The organism is Larsenimonas salina (assembly GCF_023736155.1).
Classification (GTDB): Bacteria; Pseudomonadota; Gammaproteobacteria; order Pseudomonadales; family Halomonadaceae; genus Larsenimonas; species Larsenimonas salina.
Genome location: NZ_JAMLJJ010000004.1, coordinates 46,263 through 62,984, shown reverse-complemented (window position 1 = coordinate 62,984; position 16,722 = coordinate 46,263). Strand labels below are relative to the sequence as shown.

The following is a 16,722-nucleotide window of genomic DNA, read 5'->3' as shown; positions in this document are numbered from 1 at the left end:
CTGTTTCAACGGCACGCGTTGCCACCCTATTCAAGGCTTGAACATGTTAGAGATTAAAGACCTGCACGCCAGCATCGACGGCACGGAGATCCTCAAGGGCATCAACCTCACCATCAACCCGGGTGAGGTGCACGCCATCATGGGGCCGAACGGTGCTGGCAAATCGACGCTGTCGGCCGTGCTGGCCGGTAACGAAGGGTATGAAGTGACCCAGGGCACCATCACGTTTGAAGGCGAGGATCTGCTGGAAATGGCGGTGGAAGACCGGGCACGGGCCGGGCTTCTGATGGGCTTTCAGTACCCGGTCGAGATCCCGGGCGTCAAGAACGTCTACTTGCTGAAAGCAGCGCTCAATGCACAGCGCGAAGCGCGCGGTGAAGGTGAAATTCCGGCTCCGGAGTTCATGAAGCTGGTGCGTGAAAAGCTTGCCTACATGAAAATGGACAACAGCTTCCTGCAGCGCGCGGTCAACGAAGGGTTTTCCGGCGGCGAGAAAAAGCGCAACGAAATTCTGCAAATGCTGGTGCTGCAGCCAAAGCTTGCCCTGCTTGATGAAATCGATTCCGGCCTCGATATCGATGCCATGAAGGTCGTGTCTCAGGGCGTCAATTCGCTTCGAAGCGAAGACCGCTCCATCTTGATGGTGACCCACTATCAGCGGCTTCTGAATCACATCGAGCCCGATGTGGTGCATATTCTGATGGACGGCCGCGTCGTCAAAAGTGGCGACAAGACGCTTGCCACTGAAGTTGAAGACCGCGGCTATGACTGGCTCACCGAAGGGAGCGTTGCATGACTGGAGTACAGGGCTTTCTCGACCAGCTCGGTGCCCGCAAGCAGCTTGACGCCGAGCCGAGCTGGATCGCCGCAAGACGCCAGGCCGGCGCTGCTCGTTTCGAGGCGGTCGGCTTTCCGAACCGCAAGAACGAAGAGTGGAAGTACACTGACGTTTCAGCGATCGCCAAACAGCAGTTTGCGCTGACCGATAATGCGGATTTTGATCGCGCTCAGCTCGATGCCATGATGCTTGAGATCGATGCGTATCGGATGGTGTTCGTCGATGGTGTGTTTAGCGCCGAGCTTTCCTCCCTCGAGGGGCTTGAAGGTGACGTCAGCGTCGAGCCGTTGTCACAGGCATTGGCCAGCAATCATGAAGCCGTCGGTGGCGCGCTCGGGCGGTTGAATAACGTTGATTTCTCTGCGTTTTCAGCACTGAATGCGGCGTTCACCGCCGAAGGCGCCATCGTGCGTATCGGCCGGCGTGTTGCGCTCGACAAGCCAGTCTATCTGCTGTTCGTGTCGCGAAAGCAAGATGCGCCGGTCATGACGCACCCTCGCGTGATTATCGAAGCGGGCTCTCAGAGCGAGGCTACCATCATCGAGCACTATATCGGTGAAGAGGGCGCGGCCAACCTGACCAACGTGGTCAGTGAGCTTTTCGTCGAGAAGGCAGCGCACCTGGTGCACTACAAGCTTCAGGAAGCCAGTACGCAGGAATTTCATATCGCAAGCGTGCACATCGAGCAGGCGAGAGACAGCCATTACCGCTCGTTCAACCTGAACCTGGGCGGGTCGATCGCGCGAAACGATCTGGTGGCCGAGCTCAACGATGAAAATGCTGTCTGTGATTACTATGGGCTGTTCTTTGGCCGTGGGCGCCAGCATATGGACAACCACACCAAGGTGCATCACAACGCGCCGCGTACGTATTCCAACGAGAACTACAAGGGTATTCTCGATGACCGTGCCCGAGGCGTGTTCAACGGCCTGGTGCACATCAAGCGCGATGCCCAGCAGGTGCGCGGCTATCAGAACAATGCCAACCTGTTGCTCTCCGATCGCGCCGAGATCGACACCAAGCCGGAGCTTCTGATCTACGCCGACGACGTTCTATGCTCGCACGGTACGACCACCGGTCAGCTCGATGAACGTGCAGTGTTCGCCATGCGTGCCCGTGGCCTCGATGAAGCCATGGCGCGTGGTCTGCTGACGCTTGCCTTCGCCGGTGAAGTACTCGATAGCGTCAACGAGCCGAACATCGCCCTGCGCGTTGAGCGGGCCGTTGCCGGCAAGTTGCCGGACCGATTCAATCTTCAGGATTTGGTGGAGGCACAGGACGCATGACGATGGACTCAACGCTGGCGTTGGATGTCGAAGAGATTCGCGCCGAGTTCCCGATACTTTCGCGTTTGCTGCATGACGGTAAGCCCCTGGTTTACCTCGATAACGCAGCGACCACTCAAACGCCGACCCCGGTGCTCGAGGCCTACAGCGATTACTTCAATCGTTATAACGCCAACATTCACCGGGGATTGCATTCCCTGGCGGATGAAGCCACGGCGGCGTTCGAGCGGGCGCGTGATACGGTGCGGGAGTTTCTGAACGCCGAACGCGTTGAGGAAATCGTGTTCACGCGCGGCACCACCGAGGCCATCAATCTGGTGGCCAATACCTGGGGCCGCGCGAACCTGCGTGCTGGTGATCGCGTCATTATCAGTGAGATGGAGCACCACTCCAACATCGTGCCGTGGCAGATGTTATCGACGGAGCTTGGGTTCACGCTAAGCGTCATTCCTGTCGACGCGCGAGGCGTTCTGGATCTGGACGCTGCGCGTTCGCTGATCGATGAGCGGACACGGCTGGTGGCGGTCAATCATGTGTCGAACGCCCTTGGGACCATCAACCCTGTCAGTGAGCTTGCCGCGCTTGCTCATGCACAGGGGGCGCTGATTCTGGTCGATGGCGCCCAGGCGGTGGCCCATGCGCGTGTCGATGTACAGGCGCTGGGCGCGGATTTCTACGCCTTTTCCGGCCACAAGATTTACGGGCCGACCGGTATCGGTGCGTTATACGGTCGTCTCGAGCTGCTCGAGGCGATGCCGCCCTGGCAAGGCGGCGGTGAGATGATCAGCAAGGTAACGCTTACGGAAGGCACCACGTTCGCGGCACCGCCTCACAAGTTCGAGGCTGGAACGCCGGCCATTGGCGAGGCGATTGCACTTGATCGGGCCATTCGGTGGCTGACCAACCTGCATTTCGAGCTGGTAACCGAGTGGGAGCAGACGCTTCTTTCGCATACCACGCAGCGCCTTGAGTCCATCGATGGTCTTTCCCTGATCGGTACGGCGCCAAACAAGTGCGGCGTGATTTCATTTGTGGTCGAAGGGGCGCACTCGCAGGACATCGGGCTTCTGATCGATCAGTTCGGCGTGGCAATTCGTACCGGGCATCACTGCGCTCAGCCGCTGATGCAAAAGTTCGGACTCGATGCCACCTGCCGAGCGTCGTTTGGTGTCTACAATACGCTCGAAGAAGCGGATCAATTCGTCGATGCGCTTGGGCGCGTCATCAAGATGCTGCGCTGAGGAGAGGCAATGAGTAACCCGCTGGATGGGGTATCCAAGGGGCAGCAAATGCCTCTGCAGCGTGCCGTCGAAGCCATCTCGATTCCGTTTGGAAAGCCGGTTGTCCTTGAAGAGGATGCGGTTGTACAGGTCATGCAGGCCATGGGCTCATCCGTCAGTGTGTTGCTGGAGGGCCGGCTTTACCTGATTGAAGGTTACAAACTCGATGCACTTGGCCTTGATTCTCTTCCAAGGCCCACACTTCATGAAGACGCCACCGACGATGAGATCGAGGCGTTTATCTGGGAGCAGCTTCATACGTGCTTTGACCCGGAAATCCCGGTCGATATCGTTGAACTTGGCCTTGTCTACGGGTGTCGCCTTGATACTCTGATTTCAGGCGAGCGCGTGGTTAATATTCGCATGACGCTGACGGCGCCTGGCTGCGGTATGGGCGAGGTCATTGCTGAAGATGCACGTCACAAGATTCTCGGGGCGCCTCAAATTTCCAAGGTCAATATCGAAATCGTTTTTAGTCCTCCTTGGTCCCGTGACATGATGAGCGAGGAGGCGCGTCTGGAACTGGGCATGTTCTGAGTCCAGCGCGGTAGACAGATCATGGTGCGGGTGAGGGCGGCATGAAAAGACTGACCGTGATGGTGGTCAAGGGCGGCTCATGGGCGCTTATGACCGTGTTTGCGGTGCTGACAGCCCTAAACGCCTGGGTCATTCTGTCGACACGCGACCAGATTACACAGGATGCGCTTGAATGCCCCCACGCGCCTGTCGGCGTTGTCTTCGGTACTTCCTACGGCTTGAAAGGCGGTGGTTCGAATCCTCATTTTCATGCTCGGATTGATACCGCCGCACAGCTTTTAAGGCTTGGCACCGTCGATCATCTTCTTCTTTCCGGCGATAATCGCACCCGCTATTACAACGAGCCGCGCTATATGTGGCGCGCGCTTCATGCTCAACATGTTCCCGCTCATTCAATGACCATGGATTTTGCAGGTTTCAGTACCTTTGAAACCGTGTATCGCGCCCATTCGGTCTTTAGGGTCTCAAAAGCGGTTCTGATTACTCAGGATTGGCACTTGCCACGGGCATTGTTCATTGCCAACCATCTTGGGTTGGATGCGTATGGGTGTGTTGCTGAGGCGAATCGTCCTCGCCTTGATGCATCAATGCGAGTCAGAGAGTGGCTCGCTCGAGCGGCCACGGTAGGCGATCTGTTTCTATGGCACCGGGTGCCTCATTTTCTGGGGCCCGCGCTTCCGATCGAATCGACCGATAATTGAATTATCGGTCGATTGAGCTCATTGAAGAATTACTGCTGTTGCGAGCGCCGTCTGCCGGCTCTGCGCTGTCGAGGTAGGCGTTCGCCACGCTCTTTTTTCTGCTGCTGATACAATTCGCGAATAAGTGCTCGGCAATCCGACCAGATGCGCTCGAGCGTCGGGTCAATCTGCTCGGGCAAATCATGCGTGAAAGCGGTTGAAATGGCTTGCATCAACACGCGCTCCTGCTCGAGCAGCTCGTTAATCAAGACCTGGCTGTCATCCCCCACGAAGCTTTTGAGTCGGCTCCATAGCCACATGTAGTCATCGCGCTCGACATCGGCATCGCGCGGCAGCAGATTCAGGTAGGTCTTGCTTTGGGACTGAAGCGTCTTCAGATCGGCGGTGCGCTGTTCGAAATAAGGCTTTAGAGCGTCCTTGATCGAGGGGCGCAAACGCTCCACGTTATCCTGAAAATAATCGAGGCTGTCGGCCAGAGCTTCCAGCAAGCTATCCATCGCCACTTGGCGATTATCGAGAAACATGCGCGGCCACCTCCGGTGACGCAGTAGTATGAAGGCGAGTAATGGATAGTTTGCCAGACCCCGCCATTAAGAAAAACCTAACCTTTAGGTTTCGGCGGTGCTTTTTGCTTGTGCGATGCGTTTTTCTCGATGTGCTCTATGATCAGCCCGGCAATATCACGCTGCGTGGTGGTTTCGATGCCCTGAAGCCCTGGTGAGGAATTCACTTCCATGATGACCGGGCCGTGGTTGGCACGTAAAAGATCTACGCCGGCAACTCTGAGCCCCATGGCCTTGGCGGCTCGAATGGCGGTCGAGCGCTCTTCGGGAGTGATTCGAATGCTGCTTGCCGTTCCCCCGCGGTGAAGGTTGGAGCGAAACTCCCCATCGGCGGCCTGGCGCTTCATCGCGGCAACGACCTTCTCGCCCACGACCAGACAGCGCAGATCAGCGCCTTTCGCTTCCTTGATGTACTCCTGGACCATGATGTTGGCCTTCATGCCCATGAAGGCCTGGATGACGCTTTCGGCCGCCTGGTTGGTCTCGGCGAGAACTACACCGATGCCTTGAGTGCCTTCAAGAAGTTTGATGACCAGTGGTGCACCCTTGACCATCTTGATCAGGTCCGGAATATCATCCGGTGAGTGCGCGAACCCGGTCACGGGCAGGCCCAACCCCTTGCGTGAAAGAAGCTGCAATGAGCGCAGCTTATCGCGCGAACGGGTGATCCCGACCGAATCGTTTAGAACATAGGTGCCCATCATCTCGAATTGACGTAGAACCGCGCAGCCATAGAACGTGACCGAAGCGCCGATACGAGGAATGACCGCATCGAAGGGCTCAAGCTCTTCGCCCTTGTAATGAATGGTTGGGCGATGAGAGGCAATGTTCATGTAGCATCGCAGGGTATCGATGATGCGTACCGTATGCCCGCGTTCCAGAGCCGCTTCTTCAAGGCGTTTGGTGGAATACAGCGAGCGATTGCGAGACAAGATAGCGATATGCATGGTACGTCTCCTGCAAATGGACGCCTGTCAGGGCGAGCCATGGAGAAAAGAAGCGCCGGGCGCCACTAAAAGACGGCGCATGGCGCGCCGGCCCAATAACATTGGGTGCCGCATGTCCTGACGGTCGACCAGGGTCAGTTCGATATCGTAGGAAAGCTCGCCCAATTCCATCAGAGTGCGAATAACGCAGCGATTTTCGCTGTGGCCATTCGAGCTTTTAACCTGACGTCGATCGTAAAGCGGCAGTTCGAAATGGCGAGATGCGCCTTCTCCATCGCCGCTCCAGCTGTCGAAACGGACATACCAATGGCCATTGCGTTCAAACGGCGTAATGTTTTCGGCATGGAGCGCCGAGGTGCGTGCACCGGTATCGACCTTACAGGGTAGGCGAAGCTCAAGCTCGGGGAGCGTGACTATTTCCCTGCGTCCAACAATGGCACGGGGCTCATAGGGCAGTGAAGTCATGGCGATCTCACATCGTCAATTGATCAAGTCGGCGTGCCAGCAAAGAGTCATCTGGTGCGTTTTTCAGCATCATTAACAGCGGTAAGCGAAGTCTTGGCAGTAGAGCAAGCGATTTGAGCCACTGTGCCATATCCAGTGTAGACGACTTGCTCAACTGGTCGAGGAACCGGTGAAGTCTCGTCTCATGCTCAAGATGATGCCAGCCGCGTACGGCAAAGACAGCGAGTGTTTCATCGTCTACTGACGTTTTCTCGAGCAGGTCATTGGCCCACTCGGCCGCCTCGGGTCGTGCGCTTGCAAGTCCCGCTCGGAGACAGCTCTGTCTTACTTCCGAAGACGAGGCGCTGACGCTTTGCTGCTTCAAGGCCTCGATCAGTTCGCCGCTTAGTGGGGGGCAAAATTCGAGACAGGCATTGAGCGCAACCAGTGCCGGGTCGGGTAGAGTATCGAGGCGGGTCGCGAGGTGACGTTCACTGGCGCCGTCTCGGCGTATGACGTAATCAGCCACGCCCTGCCAACCCAAGACTTCCCAGTGCCTATCGGGCATAGAGCCGTTAAAATAGGCCTCGGCCATTTCACAGTGACTACTGGCTGGGCGGTGTTGCGCTCGGGCAACCAGCGCATGAAAGAGGGCAAGCGATAGGTCGCTGGGCTCGAAGGCAAGTGGGTTGTCTTTCATCAGCGGCACGACCTCCTCGGAGGCGGCCAGCGTATCCAGCGGCTGCTGGCCAAGAGTATGCAGCAGACGGTGGATAAACCCATCGCGCATCGCCGGGTCGAGAAAGCCTTGCTCATCCAGCGGAAACGCCAGGAACCAGACCACGGTAGTTGACGCAGTGGCGCCTTCAAGCTCGAAGACGATGCCAAGATGAGCGCGCTGTTGCCAGGGTGAGGGCCAGGGGGCCTGTTGGGTCTCGAACGCTTCAAACGTTGCGTGATCGCATCGGCTGATCTCGCGGCCCAGGTGAATGTAGAGCGGCTCGATGCCAGCCTGGTCGAACAGGCTGCCAAGCGTCACAGGGGCGGAACTCATGATGCATGCTCCTGTAGTGATGAAGCGCCGGTCGCGGCGTTCATTGAGTGTTTAAAAAATGACCAGATCGCGCCAAGGGCCATCAGAACTCGCCTGAGACCGGTTTTCCCCGAGTTATCCACACGCTCATTCAGGATAACTGTGAATGGTTCATGACAGTGCATAACTTTCTATTTAAAGGACAATGATGACTCAACAGGATTCAATGAAGCAGGCCGTTGAGACGCTTGAAGCGGCTATGAAGGCAGCTGATCTATGGCGTCTTGAGCAACCTGCTGCACAGGCGTTCGCAAGCCAGACACCGTTTTGCGTCGACACCATGTCGCTGCCGCAATGGCTTCGTTTTGTACTGATTCCAAAGCTCAATGCGCTGTTGGACGCCAACGCCGCGCTTCCGGCCTCATCAAGCATTGCGCCTGCAGCGGAACTGTACCTCAAGGAGTACCGCTACAGTACTCGTATTTCATTGATTCAGGCGTTGGAGCGTATCGACGGTGTCATGAACGGCACGCATTAACGGTATTCAGGGCCACCCTAGGCCCGTTTCTGTAGAGCCAGGCCCAGGCCAATACCGATAAGTGCGGGAAGAAGCCATACGGTCTGATCGTCGCTCAATGGCAGTGCCTCATACATCGAGGCCAGCCCAAGCGTTGAAAGCTTGCCTGCAGCGTGAAGGCCTTCCAGGACACCGAAGGGCAATGTGATCGCCAGCGCCGCGTTAAACATCCGAGCGGGGTGCGATAGCCATGGGCGAATCAGAGACAGCGCAATAACGACGATGGCCAGTGGATAGAGTGCGCTCAATACCGGAACCGACACCTGAATCAAGGTGCCAAGCCCCTGGAGTGCCACTGCGATACCCGAAATTCCCAGCGCAACGATAATGACACGGTAGGGCACGGCAGGAATCAACCGATTGAAGTACTCGCCACAGGCCGTTAGAAGGCCGATCGCGGTTGTCAGGCAGGCCAGTGTAATCACTACCGCCAGGATAATGCCGCCAGTAGGGCCAAGCAGCGCGTCGACGTAGGCGGGAATCAGGGCGCCGCTTTCTGCGTTGGGGGCCACCTCATGGCTGGTTGCGCCCATGAATGCGAGCGGCAGATAAACCGCGGCCAGGCACACGCCTGCGATCGCGCCGGCCGAGAGGGTATACCGTGTTATCCGAGCCGGCGCTTCAATGCCCTTGTTTCGAATGGCATTGGTGATCAGGATACCGAACACCATGGAGGCCAGCATATCCATGGTCAGATAACCGCTTTGTACCCCCTTGGCAAATGGACTTCTATGCCAGTCGGGAGAGGGCAAGCCGAAATCACCCTGTGGGAAGAGAAGCGTGGCACCGGCGAGAATTGCGAGAAGCGCAATCAGAATAGGTGTTATCCATTTGCCGACGACGTCTACCAATCGCCCGGGCATCAGGGAGAGTGAAACCGCGATCAGGAAGAAAACGCCGACGTACAAAGGCTGGACGTAAGCTGAAGGATCTTCCAGAAAAGGGGCTGCGCCCATGTTATAGGCAACGGTTGCTGTGCGTGGCATGGCGAACATTGGGCCGATGCTTAAATAAATGCACAGCCCGAAAAGCGTAGCTGCCGCCTTGGGGATGGGTGACAGAATACGATCAAGCCCACCGCCGGCCACAGCGACGGCTACGATGCCAAGCACGGGCAGGCCGACACCGGTGGTTAAAAAGCCAAGCGCGGCTGGCCAGAAGTCTGTACCGGCCTGTTGGCCGACCTGGGGTGGAAAGATAAGATTTCCAGCCCCGAGAAACAGGGCAAACGTCATTAACCCCAGGGCTAGAGTATCTGTTGGTTTTAGAGCGGTTTTCAAAGCAGTATCAGGCATATCGGTAATCGTTCATGCGCCTAAGGTCGTAGGGGCCGCGATTATTTCAGATTGCCGTAACGCTGACAAAAAAGGCGCTGATATTCAGCGCCTCATAACATGCAATGCCGTCTTAAAAGCGGTAGCTGACCCCACCCATGACGACGATCGGATCAATATTTACCGTTGTGTCATAGCTCTGGCCGCCGATGGTTGCGGTTGTATCGGAGTCAATGTCCAAATACCAGGCTGCGGCGTTGAAGGCCCAGTGCTCGTTGACCAGCAAATCGACGCCGACCTGAGCTGCGTATCCCCAGGAGTCGTCCATGTCCAGATCGCCGCCCTCGAGCTTCTCGCTTGAGAACCGTGTGTAATTGACGCCTCCACCGACATAGGGCTGAACGCGTGCATCTGTGCCACCAAGCGGGTAGTACTGAAGCGTCAGCGTTGGCGGCAAGTGTTTGGTAGAGCCGACCTTGTCGCCATTTAAGTTGATGTCGTGCTCGAAGCGCTCTGCAGCCAGAAGTTCCACGCCCCATTTATCAAGGAATCGATAGCCAAGTGTGAAGGCAAAGCCGGATTCATCGTCGACATCCAGGTCGCTGCCGGGCGCCAGTTCATTGAAGTTACCGTTATCGCTTTTAGGTGACACCTTGGCCACACCGACGCGCGTGTAAAGATCACCCTGGCCATAGGCCATGACAGGCTGAGATACGACGGCTGCGCCAATGGTCACGGCCAGAGCCGGTACGATAGAACCGATTTTCACAATATATTCCCCTTGAATGACAGGCCATTTTTTAAGAACGCTGTTCAAAAATAACCTTACTGTTTAGGGGGAATTATGTCGTGAGGCATTTTGTCGCATTTTTCTAAATTAAATTTAATTAAGATAGTTGAGCATTCTACTCAAGCTTTTTCTCTGAGCAAGTCCCGGTCAAAATATACGCATAAAAAAAGGCTGCCCAAGGGCAGCCTTTGATCGATAACCGATGTGACCGGCTTAGAAGCGGTAAGTAACACCGCCGCCAACGGTAACCGGGTCGATGTCGATGTGGTTGCCAGTGCTGCTGGCAGTCGCATCTACGTCTGTGTACTGAGCGAAACCGTTCAGAGCCCAGTTGTTGGTGATGTTGAGGTCAACACCTGCCTGACCAGTCCAGCCCCACTCGGAGTCGTCCAGAGCAGCCTGGCCATTTTCTTCGCCGTTAAAGCGAACGTATGTGGCGCCGCCACCAACATAAGGCTGAACCTTGGCATCAGTGCCGCCAAGCGGATAGTACTGAACCAGCAGGCTATAAGGACGCGCCTTGAAGCTGGAACCGCTTTCCTTGTTCTCGAACTTGGTGCGGTCGCTGGTGCTCAGAGCCACGCCCAGTTTGTCCATCGGCATGTAGCCGATTGAACCTGTCCAGCCGGTGTCGTCTTCGTAGTTACCAGTTGCAGTTGCGTCGGTCTTGGAAACATCACCACGAACAAAGATGTCGCCTGCGCCGTAGGCGAGTGCTGATTGCGCAGCAACGGTAGATGCACCGGCGAGGATGGTTACAGAAATAATTTTAGAAAGTTTCATGTCGTTCTCCTTGAATGCTGGTCACCGTCATCGTGTTTGCGAACGGTGTTTCCAAACGATGTGTGCATCATAGGAAACAGTGTTCGTGCTGTCACGTATTATTTCTAAGATTTTGACTATCAGGTTGATAGCTTTTGATGATCGAGGTTATTTCTTACGTTTACGTGCCAAGCGCGCGTCGAGTTTCTGGCGCCACTGGGGCCCTTCGGGCCCGGCGTAATGCTCGAAAAAGCGCTGCCACTCGTTTTCTTGCCATTGATCAAGGCGGCGAGCGAACACATCAAGATCACGTACACGCTCTGCTGAGCGCCGAAAGAAGGGCCTGGATTTCTCGAGGTCGATGAAGCGGGCGAACCAGCCTGAGGGTGTTTGCGTCAAGAACACATGCTTGGCGTAAAGGCTGCCATGCAGCAAGCCGCTGTCATGAAGAGTGCGCAGCAGAGTTGCACTGGCATCGATGATACCGTGTTGGGTCTCATTGGAGAGCGTTTGCCAGCGCGCGTTCAAATCGATGAGATCTTCATGCCCATCCAGGGCAGGTGTGATCAGAATGGCACGCCAGGATTTGCCCGAGCGGCGCTCACCGAACCAGGCCGCATCCAGCGCCGGGATGCCCCGCTTTTGAAAGAGTTGAATGTTTCTAAATTCACGCGCGAAGGTCGGTTCGCCAAAAGGGCGCTGAACGCTTCGACCGAGATGGTTTGTTTGGCGCTTGACGAAAAAACGCTGATTCTCAAGCGTCAGCAAGCATACTTCAGAGTGGCCGCCACGCTCGAGGTTGGGAGCATCGACCGGTGTGAGAGACAGTGCCCACAAGGCTTCGAAATCGTCGAGTTTATGGCGCTGAAACAGGTCGGCGTAGGCCGGGGAATGGTAATCGTTCATGAGGGCAATCTAGTAAGGTAGATAATAAGGGGTGGCTAAATCATGAGCCTTGACCATCGCGCGGTAAGCAAGGTTACGTGCCTGCCGCGCTGTCACCTAACGCCAGGGGGCTGACCTAAAGCCAGGTGGAGATGGTCAATGAGCCGAACTTGTCGCTGTCGTCCTGCGCTTCAAACTCATGTGTCCGCCAGACGGCAGTGAAGGCGACATTCCAGCGGTCGTAGGTTAACGCGACCCCGGTCAATGCGTCACCTACCCAGGGACGGCGGTCGACCTCGGCACTGTCTTGAAAGGTATTGCCGTCGAGCAGCATGTTATGCGCAACATAGCGCCCCGTGAGCCCGGCAAAGGCGTACCAGCCGCCTCGGTTTGGGGTAAAGAACGTGCGCCCGCTCTGTGACGGTGAAACGTTTGGCATACCATAGACATCGGATAACCCACGCCCGACACGAACCATGTAGCCGGTTTCGGCAAAATCGTACAGATTGCCCAGTGTGACACCCACGTTGGGGCCATATTCGGTTTCAAGGTTACCTATCGAGCCACGGTGCCACCAGGCGCGGTTCCAGCCAACGGCAAGCGTTGGCTCGTTGTTCAATTGGTTATGCCAGCCTTCCGCTCTATCGCTGTCGATCAAATGATGGAAGTTATTTTGAATGAATTTACCGCCTGCTGCCGGCCCGACCACACCGATATCGATGTAGAGCGAATCGCTTTGACGAAGGGTGTCATCACGCTCGTCCTGAAAAAGCGATAGTCCTGCATACAAGTAACCTGCGTAAGGGCGGTCGCTTTCGATCAGTTGGTGCGCGCTGGTGTTCTCAGGGGTATAGATTTGTTGGCCGAATCGGTAACTCGCCATATCAAGCGTGCCGCGCGACCATACAGGAAGGGACTCTGACAATGAGCGGGTCCAGTGGTCGGCAGCGGGCCGAAAGGTCCATTGGCCTTCCAGCCCATTGGTGTAATGACCGTCATCGCCACTGGCAAATATATCGTTATCGATTTTCAGGGTGAGAATGCCGTCGGCAAGAGCCGATGGGGAGGCTGCAAGGAGCAGCAGAGCTAAAGTCTTTGCGCGCATGGGGAGTCCTTTTCCTGCGTGGGCTGATCGTTATGGTTAGGTGGCTAACCAGTATAGGACAAGCCCTACGCAGTCCGCATGTTCCTCAGGCGAAGTTACACCTTGACCCTGATTATTCGGGGGCGACTGAAAGATCGTTCCCGGAGCCGATCAAGCGTACGCGCTGGCCAACTGAATAGGGATGATCCGCCTTTTGGACGACCACGACCTGCTCGCCGTTATCCTGCTGGATCTGGATTTCGTAGGCGTTGACCTGATTGGCAGACTGCTCGATCTTCGAGCCGGCTACTGCGCCGCCGACCGCGCCGACGGCCGATGTTAAAAGGCGTCCGCTGCCGCCACCGAACTGACTTCCAAGCACGCCCCCAAGCAGGGCGCCGCCTATACCGCCAAACCCGCTGTCATTCTGGTTGCCTGCTTGAATCTTGACCGGACGTACCTGCGATACAGTGCCGTAGTGCACATACCGTGCAGTTTTCGCGTCCTGGCCGCTGTATACATCGCCGGAATAAATGTCGCTATTGGCGCAACCGCCGAGTGCGGCAAGACTGATGACAAGGGCTGTAGTCGCCAAGTGTTTCATGAGGTGTGCTCCAGGTCGGATATAAACGATGCATCAGAAGTTAGACGCATCGATTGCTCAATCGTTCACTTCGACAGCGTAGACCATGGTTCGATGCGCTATGCCTGCCTCCAAAAACTCATCGCCGGTCGCGACAAACCCGAGGTGTTCGTAGAAGCCAAGCGCATGCGTCTGTGCTGACAGAACGAGCCTTGAGTGAAGGCGCATTCCATGGTCCATGACGTTATGCATTAAACGGTGACCTAGCCCTCGGCCTCGGCTGTTTTTCAAAAGGGCCACGCGCCCGATGTGACCATCGGGCAACAGGCGCGCCGTGCCGAGTGCTTCGCCCTGATCGAACAAAACGAAATGAACAGCGTTGTGATCGTCGTCATCCCATTCCTCGGCAGGCGGTATCTTTTGCTCATCAACGAATACCGCAGTGCGAATCGGCCGACACCAGTGGCCAAGGGTTGCCCAATCGCCGTGATCGATCGTGACGGTGTCAGGCATCATCGTCATCGGGCCAGTGCAGCGAACCTCGGTTAATCAGTGCGGCCAGAAGCTCGGCAGTTCCATGATCCATTGGCACCAGGTCTTGAGTCAGTGGGTTAGTCGAGGCAACTGCTTCAGCAAGCGTACGATCGCATTCGATCGCATCACCATCGGCAAAAAGCGTTGCGCGCGTCGAATCAAGACCATGAAAGGCGAAGCGTGAGCCAAGACTGCGCTCGATTTCCTCGCCTTGTTCCAGGCGCTTTAGAAGCGTGTCGGCCGTTGTAGTCGTTTCCGGCTCGGCAAGCTGATCCGGGTAGCGGGCCTGGGTCATGTAGCGCCCGAACCAAGCGGCAAGCGTTGACGGCTCATCCAGTGCAGTAAGGATGACCTCGCGGGCGCGAGCGAGGGCCTGTTCATCGATTTCACCGCTGTGCGAGGGCGCCGTGAGGTCAGCATCACCGTAACGCTGTTCCTCGCTGAGCTGCTCGCCTCGAAAATCGGCATAGGAGGTGATCATTTCATCGGCGGAAGGTGCGCGAAAGCCGACTGAAATGGTCATGCAGTCACTGCTTTCGCTGACACCATGATGAGCAAGCCTCGGTGGCAGATACAGCATATCGCCGGGCTCAAGCACCCAGTCCTGTCCTGCGCTTACCTCAAAGTGCTCGAGCATCTTGAGGTCGATGCCCTGAATTACGGGCGCGTTTTCATCGCAGAATTCGCCCAGCTGCCAGCGCCGGGTGCCGCTGGCCTGAAGCAGGAAGACATCGTAATTGTCGACGTGAGGGCCAACGTTGCCGCCTGGTGGCGCGTAGCTGATCATGATGTCATCGAGGCGCCAGGCGGGAATGAACCGGAAATCCGCCATCAACTCGGCAACGTCCGGCACGTAGTGGTCCACGGCCTGTACCAGCAGCGACCAGTCGCGCTCGCCCAGGCGGCTGAACGTGTTCTCATCGAACGGGCCGTGGGAGAGTTGCCACGTCTTGTCCGGGCCGAATTGTTCTACCAGTCGAGCCTCGATGCCATCCTCACAGGCAAGCCCTGCCAGCTCATCGGGAGAGAGCGGGGCCTGAAAATCGGGGTAGGCGCCTCGAATAAGAAGCGGCTTTTTCTGCCAGTACTCGCTCAAGAATTCAGCAGGTGAGCGGTTTCCAAGCAGGGTCAATGGCGCGGTGGCGTCGTACGTCATGGTTTTCGATCGCGTGAAGCCGGGCCTTGATGACCCGGCGGGGTGAAACGTTAAAGCGCTTTTGCCTGGGCAATGGCATTGCCGATATAGCGCTCTGGCGTCAGCGCTTTCAGTTCAAGCTTGACGTCATCAGGCAGCTCGAGCGTATCGATGAAGGCGGCAAAGCCTGCCTGATCGATGCGCTTGCCACGGGTCAGCTCCTTGAGCTTTTCGTAGGGCTTTTCGATGCCGTAGCGCCGCATGACGGTCTGAATCGGTTCGGCCAGTACTTCCCAGCTGTTGTTGAGATCTTCGTTCAGGCGCGCCGGATTGGCTTCGAGCTTGCCGATGCCCTTAAGCGTCGCCTGATAGGCAATCAGACCATGGGCCAGGCCGACCCCGAGGTTTCTGAGGACCGTGGAATCGGTCAGGTCGCGCTGCCAGCGTGAAATGGGCAGTTTTTGCGCCAGATGGCCCAGGATGGCGTTGGAAAGCCCCAGGTTGCCCTCGGAGTTTTCGAAGTCGATGGGGTTGACCTTGTGCGGCATGGTCGAGGAGCCGATTTCGCCTTCGACGGTGCGCTGCTTGAAATAACCGAGTGAAATATAGCCCCAGACGTCCCGATCGAAGTCGATCAAAATGGTGTTGAAGCGGCAGATGCTGTCGAATAGCTCTGCAATGTAATCGTGTGGTTCGATCTGGGTCGTATACGGGTTGAAGGTTAGCCCGAGCGACGTCACGAACGTTTCGGCATTGGCGGCCCAGTCTACATCGGGGTAGGTGGTCAAGTGCGCGTTGTAGTTGCCGACGGCGCCGTTGATCTTGCCGAGCATGCGGATCGACTCGATCTGCTCGAGCTGACGGGCAAGGCGGGCCGCCACGTTGGCCATTTCCTTGCCAAGCGTGGTAGGGCTTGCCGTCTGGCCATGGGTTCTTGAAAGCATTGGCTGTTCGGCGTGCTCATGCGCGAGCGCCTTGATGCGCGTGTAGGTTTCACGCATCGAGGGCAGCAGCACGCTGTCGAGTCCGCCTCTCAGCATGAGTGCGTGCGAGAGGTTATTGATGTCTTCGCTGGTGCAGGCGAAATGGACGAACTCGCTGATGCGTGCGAGTTCATCGTGTTCGGCCAGACGGTCTTTGAGGAAGTACTCGACTGCCTTGACGTCATGATTGGTCGTACGTTCGATGCCCTTGATGCGCGCGGCGGACTCTTCGTCGAACTCTTCGATCAAGCGATTCAAGAAGGCACGGGCATCGTCGGACAGGGGGGTTACCTCGGGGATGTCCGGATGATCGGCCAGTCGTTCGAGCCAGCGTACTTCGACGATGACGCGGGCTCGAATCAAGCCGAACTCGCTGAAATGTTGGCGAAGCGCCTCGGTCTTATCGCCGTAGCGGCCATCGATGGGAGAGAGGGCCGTCAGAGATGAAAGGTGCATGTCTGTTCCATGTCTTGAAAAACGAAAGTC

Annotated in this window: 19 protein-coding genes; 6 read left to right on the top strand and 13 right to left on the bottom strand. The window is 56.7% G+C overall.

Annotation, left to right across the window (positions count from 1 at the left end; translation table 11 throughout):
- The first annotated feature begins 43 nt into the window (after positions 1 to 43).
- The 5 genes from sufC to NAT23_RS09225 are packed head-to-tail and all read left to right on the top strand — an operon-like array spanning position 44 to position 4,642.
- Positions 44 to 796, top strand: coding sequence for a Fe-S cluster assembly ATPase SufC (gene sufC, locus NAT23_RS09245; protein WP_251593765.1), 753 nt, complete (start codon positions 44 to 46; stop codon positions 794 to 796).
- Positions 793 to 2,124, top strand: a complete 1,332-nt coding sequence (gene sufD, locus NAT23_RS09240) for a Fe-S cluster assembly protein SufD (RefSeq protein WP_251927675.1) — start codon at positions 793 to 795, stop codon at positions 2,122 to 2,124. The genes sufC and sufD overlap by 4 nt, the downstream gene beginning before the upstream one ends.
- Positions 2,121 to 3,365: an aminotransferase class V-fold PLP-dependent enzyme gene (locus NAT23_RS09235; RefSeq protein ID WP_251927674.1), complete on the top strand. Its 1,245-nt coding sequence runs from the start codon at positions 2,121 to 2,123 to the stop codon at positions 3,363 to 3,365. Before sufD ends, NAT23_RS09235 begins: the two co-directional genes overlap by 4 nt.
- A gap of 9 nt (positions 3,366 to 3,374) precedes the next feature.
- A complete protein-coding gene (gene sufT / locus NAT23_RS09230; protein ID WP_251927672.1) occupies positions 3,375 to 3,941 on the top strand; it encodes a putative Fe-S cluster assembly protein SufT in 567 nt (188 codons plus the stop codon).
- A 41-nt stretch (positions 3,942 to 3,982) separates the two neighbouring features.
- Positions 3,983 to 4,642: a SanA/YdcF family protein gene (locus NAT23_RS09225; protein WP_251593757.1), complete on the top strand. Its 660-nt coding sequence runs from the start codon at positions 3,983 to 3,985 to the stop codon at positions 4,640 to 4,642.
- A gap of 29 nt (positions 4,643 to 4,671) precedes the next feature.
- Here the strand turns inward: NAT23_RS09225 and NAT23_RS09220 are convergent, their stop codons facing one another.
- From NAT23_RS09220 to NAT23_RS09205, 4 genes are all read right to left on the bottom strand, one after another.
- A complete protein-coding gene (locus NAT23_RS09220; protein ID WP_251927670.1) occupies positions 4,672 to 5,166 on the bottom strand; it encodes a hypothetical protein in 495 nt (164 codons plus the stop codon).
- A gap of 77 nt (positions 5,167 to 5,243) precedes the next feature.
- Positions 5,244 to 6,152, bottom strand: a complete 909-nt coding sequence (gene rimK, locus NAT23_RS09215; RefSeq protein WP_251593753.1) for a 30S ribosomal protein S6--L-glutamate ligase — start codon at positions 6,150 to 6,152, stop codon at positions 5,244 to 5,246.
- Positions 6,153 to 6,179: 27 nt separating this feature from the next.
- A complete protein-coding gene (locus NAT23_RS09210) occupies positions 6,180 to 6,617 on the bottom strand; it encodes an ATP-dependent zinc protease family protein (protein WP_251593751.1) in 438 nt (145 codons plus the stop codon).
- A gap of 7 nt (positions 6,618 to 6,624) precedes the next feature.
- Positions 6,625 to 7,650: a DUF3549 family protein gene (locus NAT23_RS09205; protein WP_251927667.1), complete on the bottom strand. Its 1,026-nt coding sequence runs from the start codon at positions 7,648 to 7,650 to the stop codon at positions 6,625 to 6,627.
- 187 nt (positions 7,651 to 7,837) lie between these two features.
- Between NAT23_RS09205 and NAT23_RS09200 the strand changes: the two genes are divergently transcribed.
- Positions 7,838 to 8,167 (top strand): YqcC family protein, encoded by a 330-nt coding sequence (locus tag NAT23_RS09200; RefSeq protein ID WP_251927666.1) that lies wholly within the window; start codon positions 7,838 to 7,840, stop codon positions 8,165 to 8,167.
- Positions 8,168 to 8,184: 17 nt separating this feature from the next.
- Here NAT23_RS09200 and brnQ read toward each other — a convergent pair whose 3' ends face one another.
- The 9 genes from brnQ to purB form a co-directional block, all read right to left on the bottom strand.
- A complete protein-coding gene (brnQ, locus tag NAT23_RS09195) occupies positions 8,185 to 9,501 on the bottom strand; it encodes a branched-chain amino acid transport system II carrier protein (protein WP_251927664.1) in 1,317 nt (438 codons plus the stop codon).
- Positions 9,502 to 9,613: 112 nt separating this feature from the next.
- The gene (locus NAT23_RS09190) at positions 9,614 to 10,249 is read right to left on the bottom strand and encodes an OmpW/AlkL family protein (protein WP_433962199.1); all 636 of its coding nucleotides are present in this window, start codon (positions 10,247 to 10,249) and stop codon (positions 9,614 to 9,616) included.
- A gap of 234 nt (positions 10,250 to 10,483) precedes the next feature.
- The gene (locus NAT23_RS09185) at positions 10,484 to 11,053 is read right to left on the bottom strand and encodes an OmpW/AlkL family protein (protein WP_251927663.1); all 570 of its coding nucleotides are present in this window, start codon (positions 11,051 to 11,053) and stop codon (positions 10,484 to 10,486) included.
- Positions 11,054 to 11,200: 147 nt separating this feature from the next.
- Complete coding sequence (locus NAT23_RS09180) at positions 11,201 to 11,938, bottom strand: lipopolysaccharide kinase InaA family protein (RefSeq protein WP_251927662.1); 738 nt, start codon at positions 11,936 to 11,938, stop codon at positions 11,201 to 11,203.
- Between the two features lie 115 nt (positions 11,939 to 12,053).
- On the bottom strand, positions 12,054 to 13,022 hold the full coding sequence (locus NAT23_RS09175) for a lipid A deacylase LpxR family protein (protein WP_251927661.1): 969 nt from the start codon (positions 13,020 to 13,022) through the stop codon (positions 12,054 to 12,056).
- Between the two features lie 112 nt (positions 13,023 to 13,134).
- Positions 13,135 to 13,605 (bottom strand): outer membrane lipoprotein, encoded by a 471-nt coding sequence (locus NAT23_RS09170; RefSeq protein ID WP_251593744.1) that lies wholly within the window; start codon positions 13,603 to 13,605, stop codon positions 13,135 to 13,137.
- Positions 13,606 to 13,662: 57 nt separating this feature from the next.
- On the bottom strand, positions 13,663 to 14,106 hold the full coding sequence (locus NAT23_RS09165; RefSeq protein WP_350028326.1) for a GNAT family N-acetyltransferase: 444 nt from the start codon (positions 14,104 to 14,106) through the stop codon (positions 13,663 to 13,665).
- Positions 14,090 to 15,274, bottom strand: a complete 1,185-nt coding sequence (locus NAT23_RS09160; RefSeq protein ID WP_251927660.1) for a cupin domain-containing protein — start codon at positions 15,272 to 15,274, stop codon at positions 14,090 to 14,092. Before NAT23_RS09160 ends, NAT23_RS09165 begins: the two co-directional genes overlap by 17 nt.
- A gap of 50 nt (positions 15,275 to 15,324) precedes the next feature.
- Complete coding sequence (gene purB, locus NAT23_RS09155) at positions 15,325 to 16,692, bottom strand: adenylosuccinate lyase (protein WP_251927659.1); 1,368 nt, start codon at positions 16,690 to 16,692, stop codon at positions 15,325 to 15,327.
- Positions 16,693 to 16,722 lie beyond the last annotated feature (30 nt).

Bases quoted from the DNA above. Each gene is read 5' to 3' on its own strand.
- NAT23_RS09205 (WP_251927667.1), bottom strand. From the start codon at position 7,650: ATGAGTTCCGCCCCTGTGACGCTTGGCAGCCTGTTCGACCAGGCTGGC.
- sufT (WP_251927672.1), top strand. From the start codon at position 3,375: ATGAGTAACCCGCTGGATGGGGTATCCAAGGGGCAGCAAATGCCTCTG.
- sufC (WP_251593765.1), top strand. From the start codon at position 44: ATGTTAGAGATTAAAGACCTGCACGCCAGCATCGACGGCACGGAGATC.
- NAT23_RS09210 (WP_251593751.1), bottom strand. From the start codon at position 6,617: ATGACTTCACTGCCCTATGAGCCCCGTGCCATTGTTGGACGCAGGGAA.
- NAT23_RS09220 (WP_251927670.1), bottom strand. From the start codon at position 5,166: ATGTTTCTCGATAATCGCCAAGTGGCGATGGATAGCTTGCTGGAAGCT.
- NAT23_RS09235 (WP_251927674.1), top strand. From the start codon at position 2,121: ATGACGATGGACTCAACGCTGGCGTTGGATGTCGAAGAGATTCGCGCC.
- sufD (WP_251927675.1), top strand. From the start codon at position 793: ATGACTGGAGTACAGGGCTTTCTCGACCAGCTCGGTGCCCGCAAGCAG.
- NAT23_RS09200 (WP_251927666.1), top strand. From the start codon at position 7,838: ATGACTCAACAGGATTCAATGAAGCAGGCCGTTGAGACGCTTGAAGCG.
- NAT23_RS09165 (WP_350028326.1), bottom strand. From the start codon at position 14,106: ATGACGATGATGCCTGACACCGTCACGATCGATCACGGCGATTGGGCA.
- NAT23_RS09175 (WP_251927661.1), bottom strand. From the start codon at position 13,022: ATGCGCGCAAAGACTTTAGCTCTGCTGCTCCTTGCAGCCTCCCCATCG.
- brnQ (WP_251927664.1), bottom strand. From the start codon at position 9,501: ATGCCTGATACTGCTTTGAAAACCGCTCTAAAACCAACAGATACTCTA.
- NAT23_RS09170 (WP_251593744.1), bottom strand. From the start codon at position 13,605: ATGAAACACTTGGCGACTACAGCCCTTGTCATCAGTCTTGCCGCACTC.
- NAT23_RS09180 (WP_251927662.1), bottom strand. From the start codon at position 11,938: ATGAACGATTACCATTCCCCGGCCTACGCCGACCTGTTTCAGCGCCAT.
- rimK (WP_251593753.1), bottom strand. From the start codon at position 6,152: ATGCATATCGCTATCTTGTCTCGCAATCGCTCGCTGTATTCCACCAAA.
- NAT23_RS09185 (WP_251927663.1), bottom strand. From the start codon at position 11,053: ATGAAACTTTCTAAAATTATTTCTGTAACCATCCTCGCCGGTGCATCT.
- NAT23_RS09225 (WP_251593757.1), top strand. From the start codon at position 3,983: ATGAAAAGACTGACCGTGATGGTGGTCAAGGGCGGCTCATGGGCGCTT.
- NAT23_RS09160 (WP_251927660.1), bottom strand. From the start codon at position 15,274: ATGACGTACGACGCCACCGCGCCATTGACCCTGCTTGGAAACCGCTCA.
- purB (WP_251927659.1), bottom strand. From the start codon at position 16,692: ATGCACCTTTCATCTCTGACGGCCCTCTCTCCCATCGATGGCCGCTAC.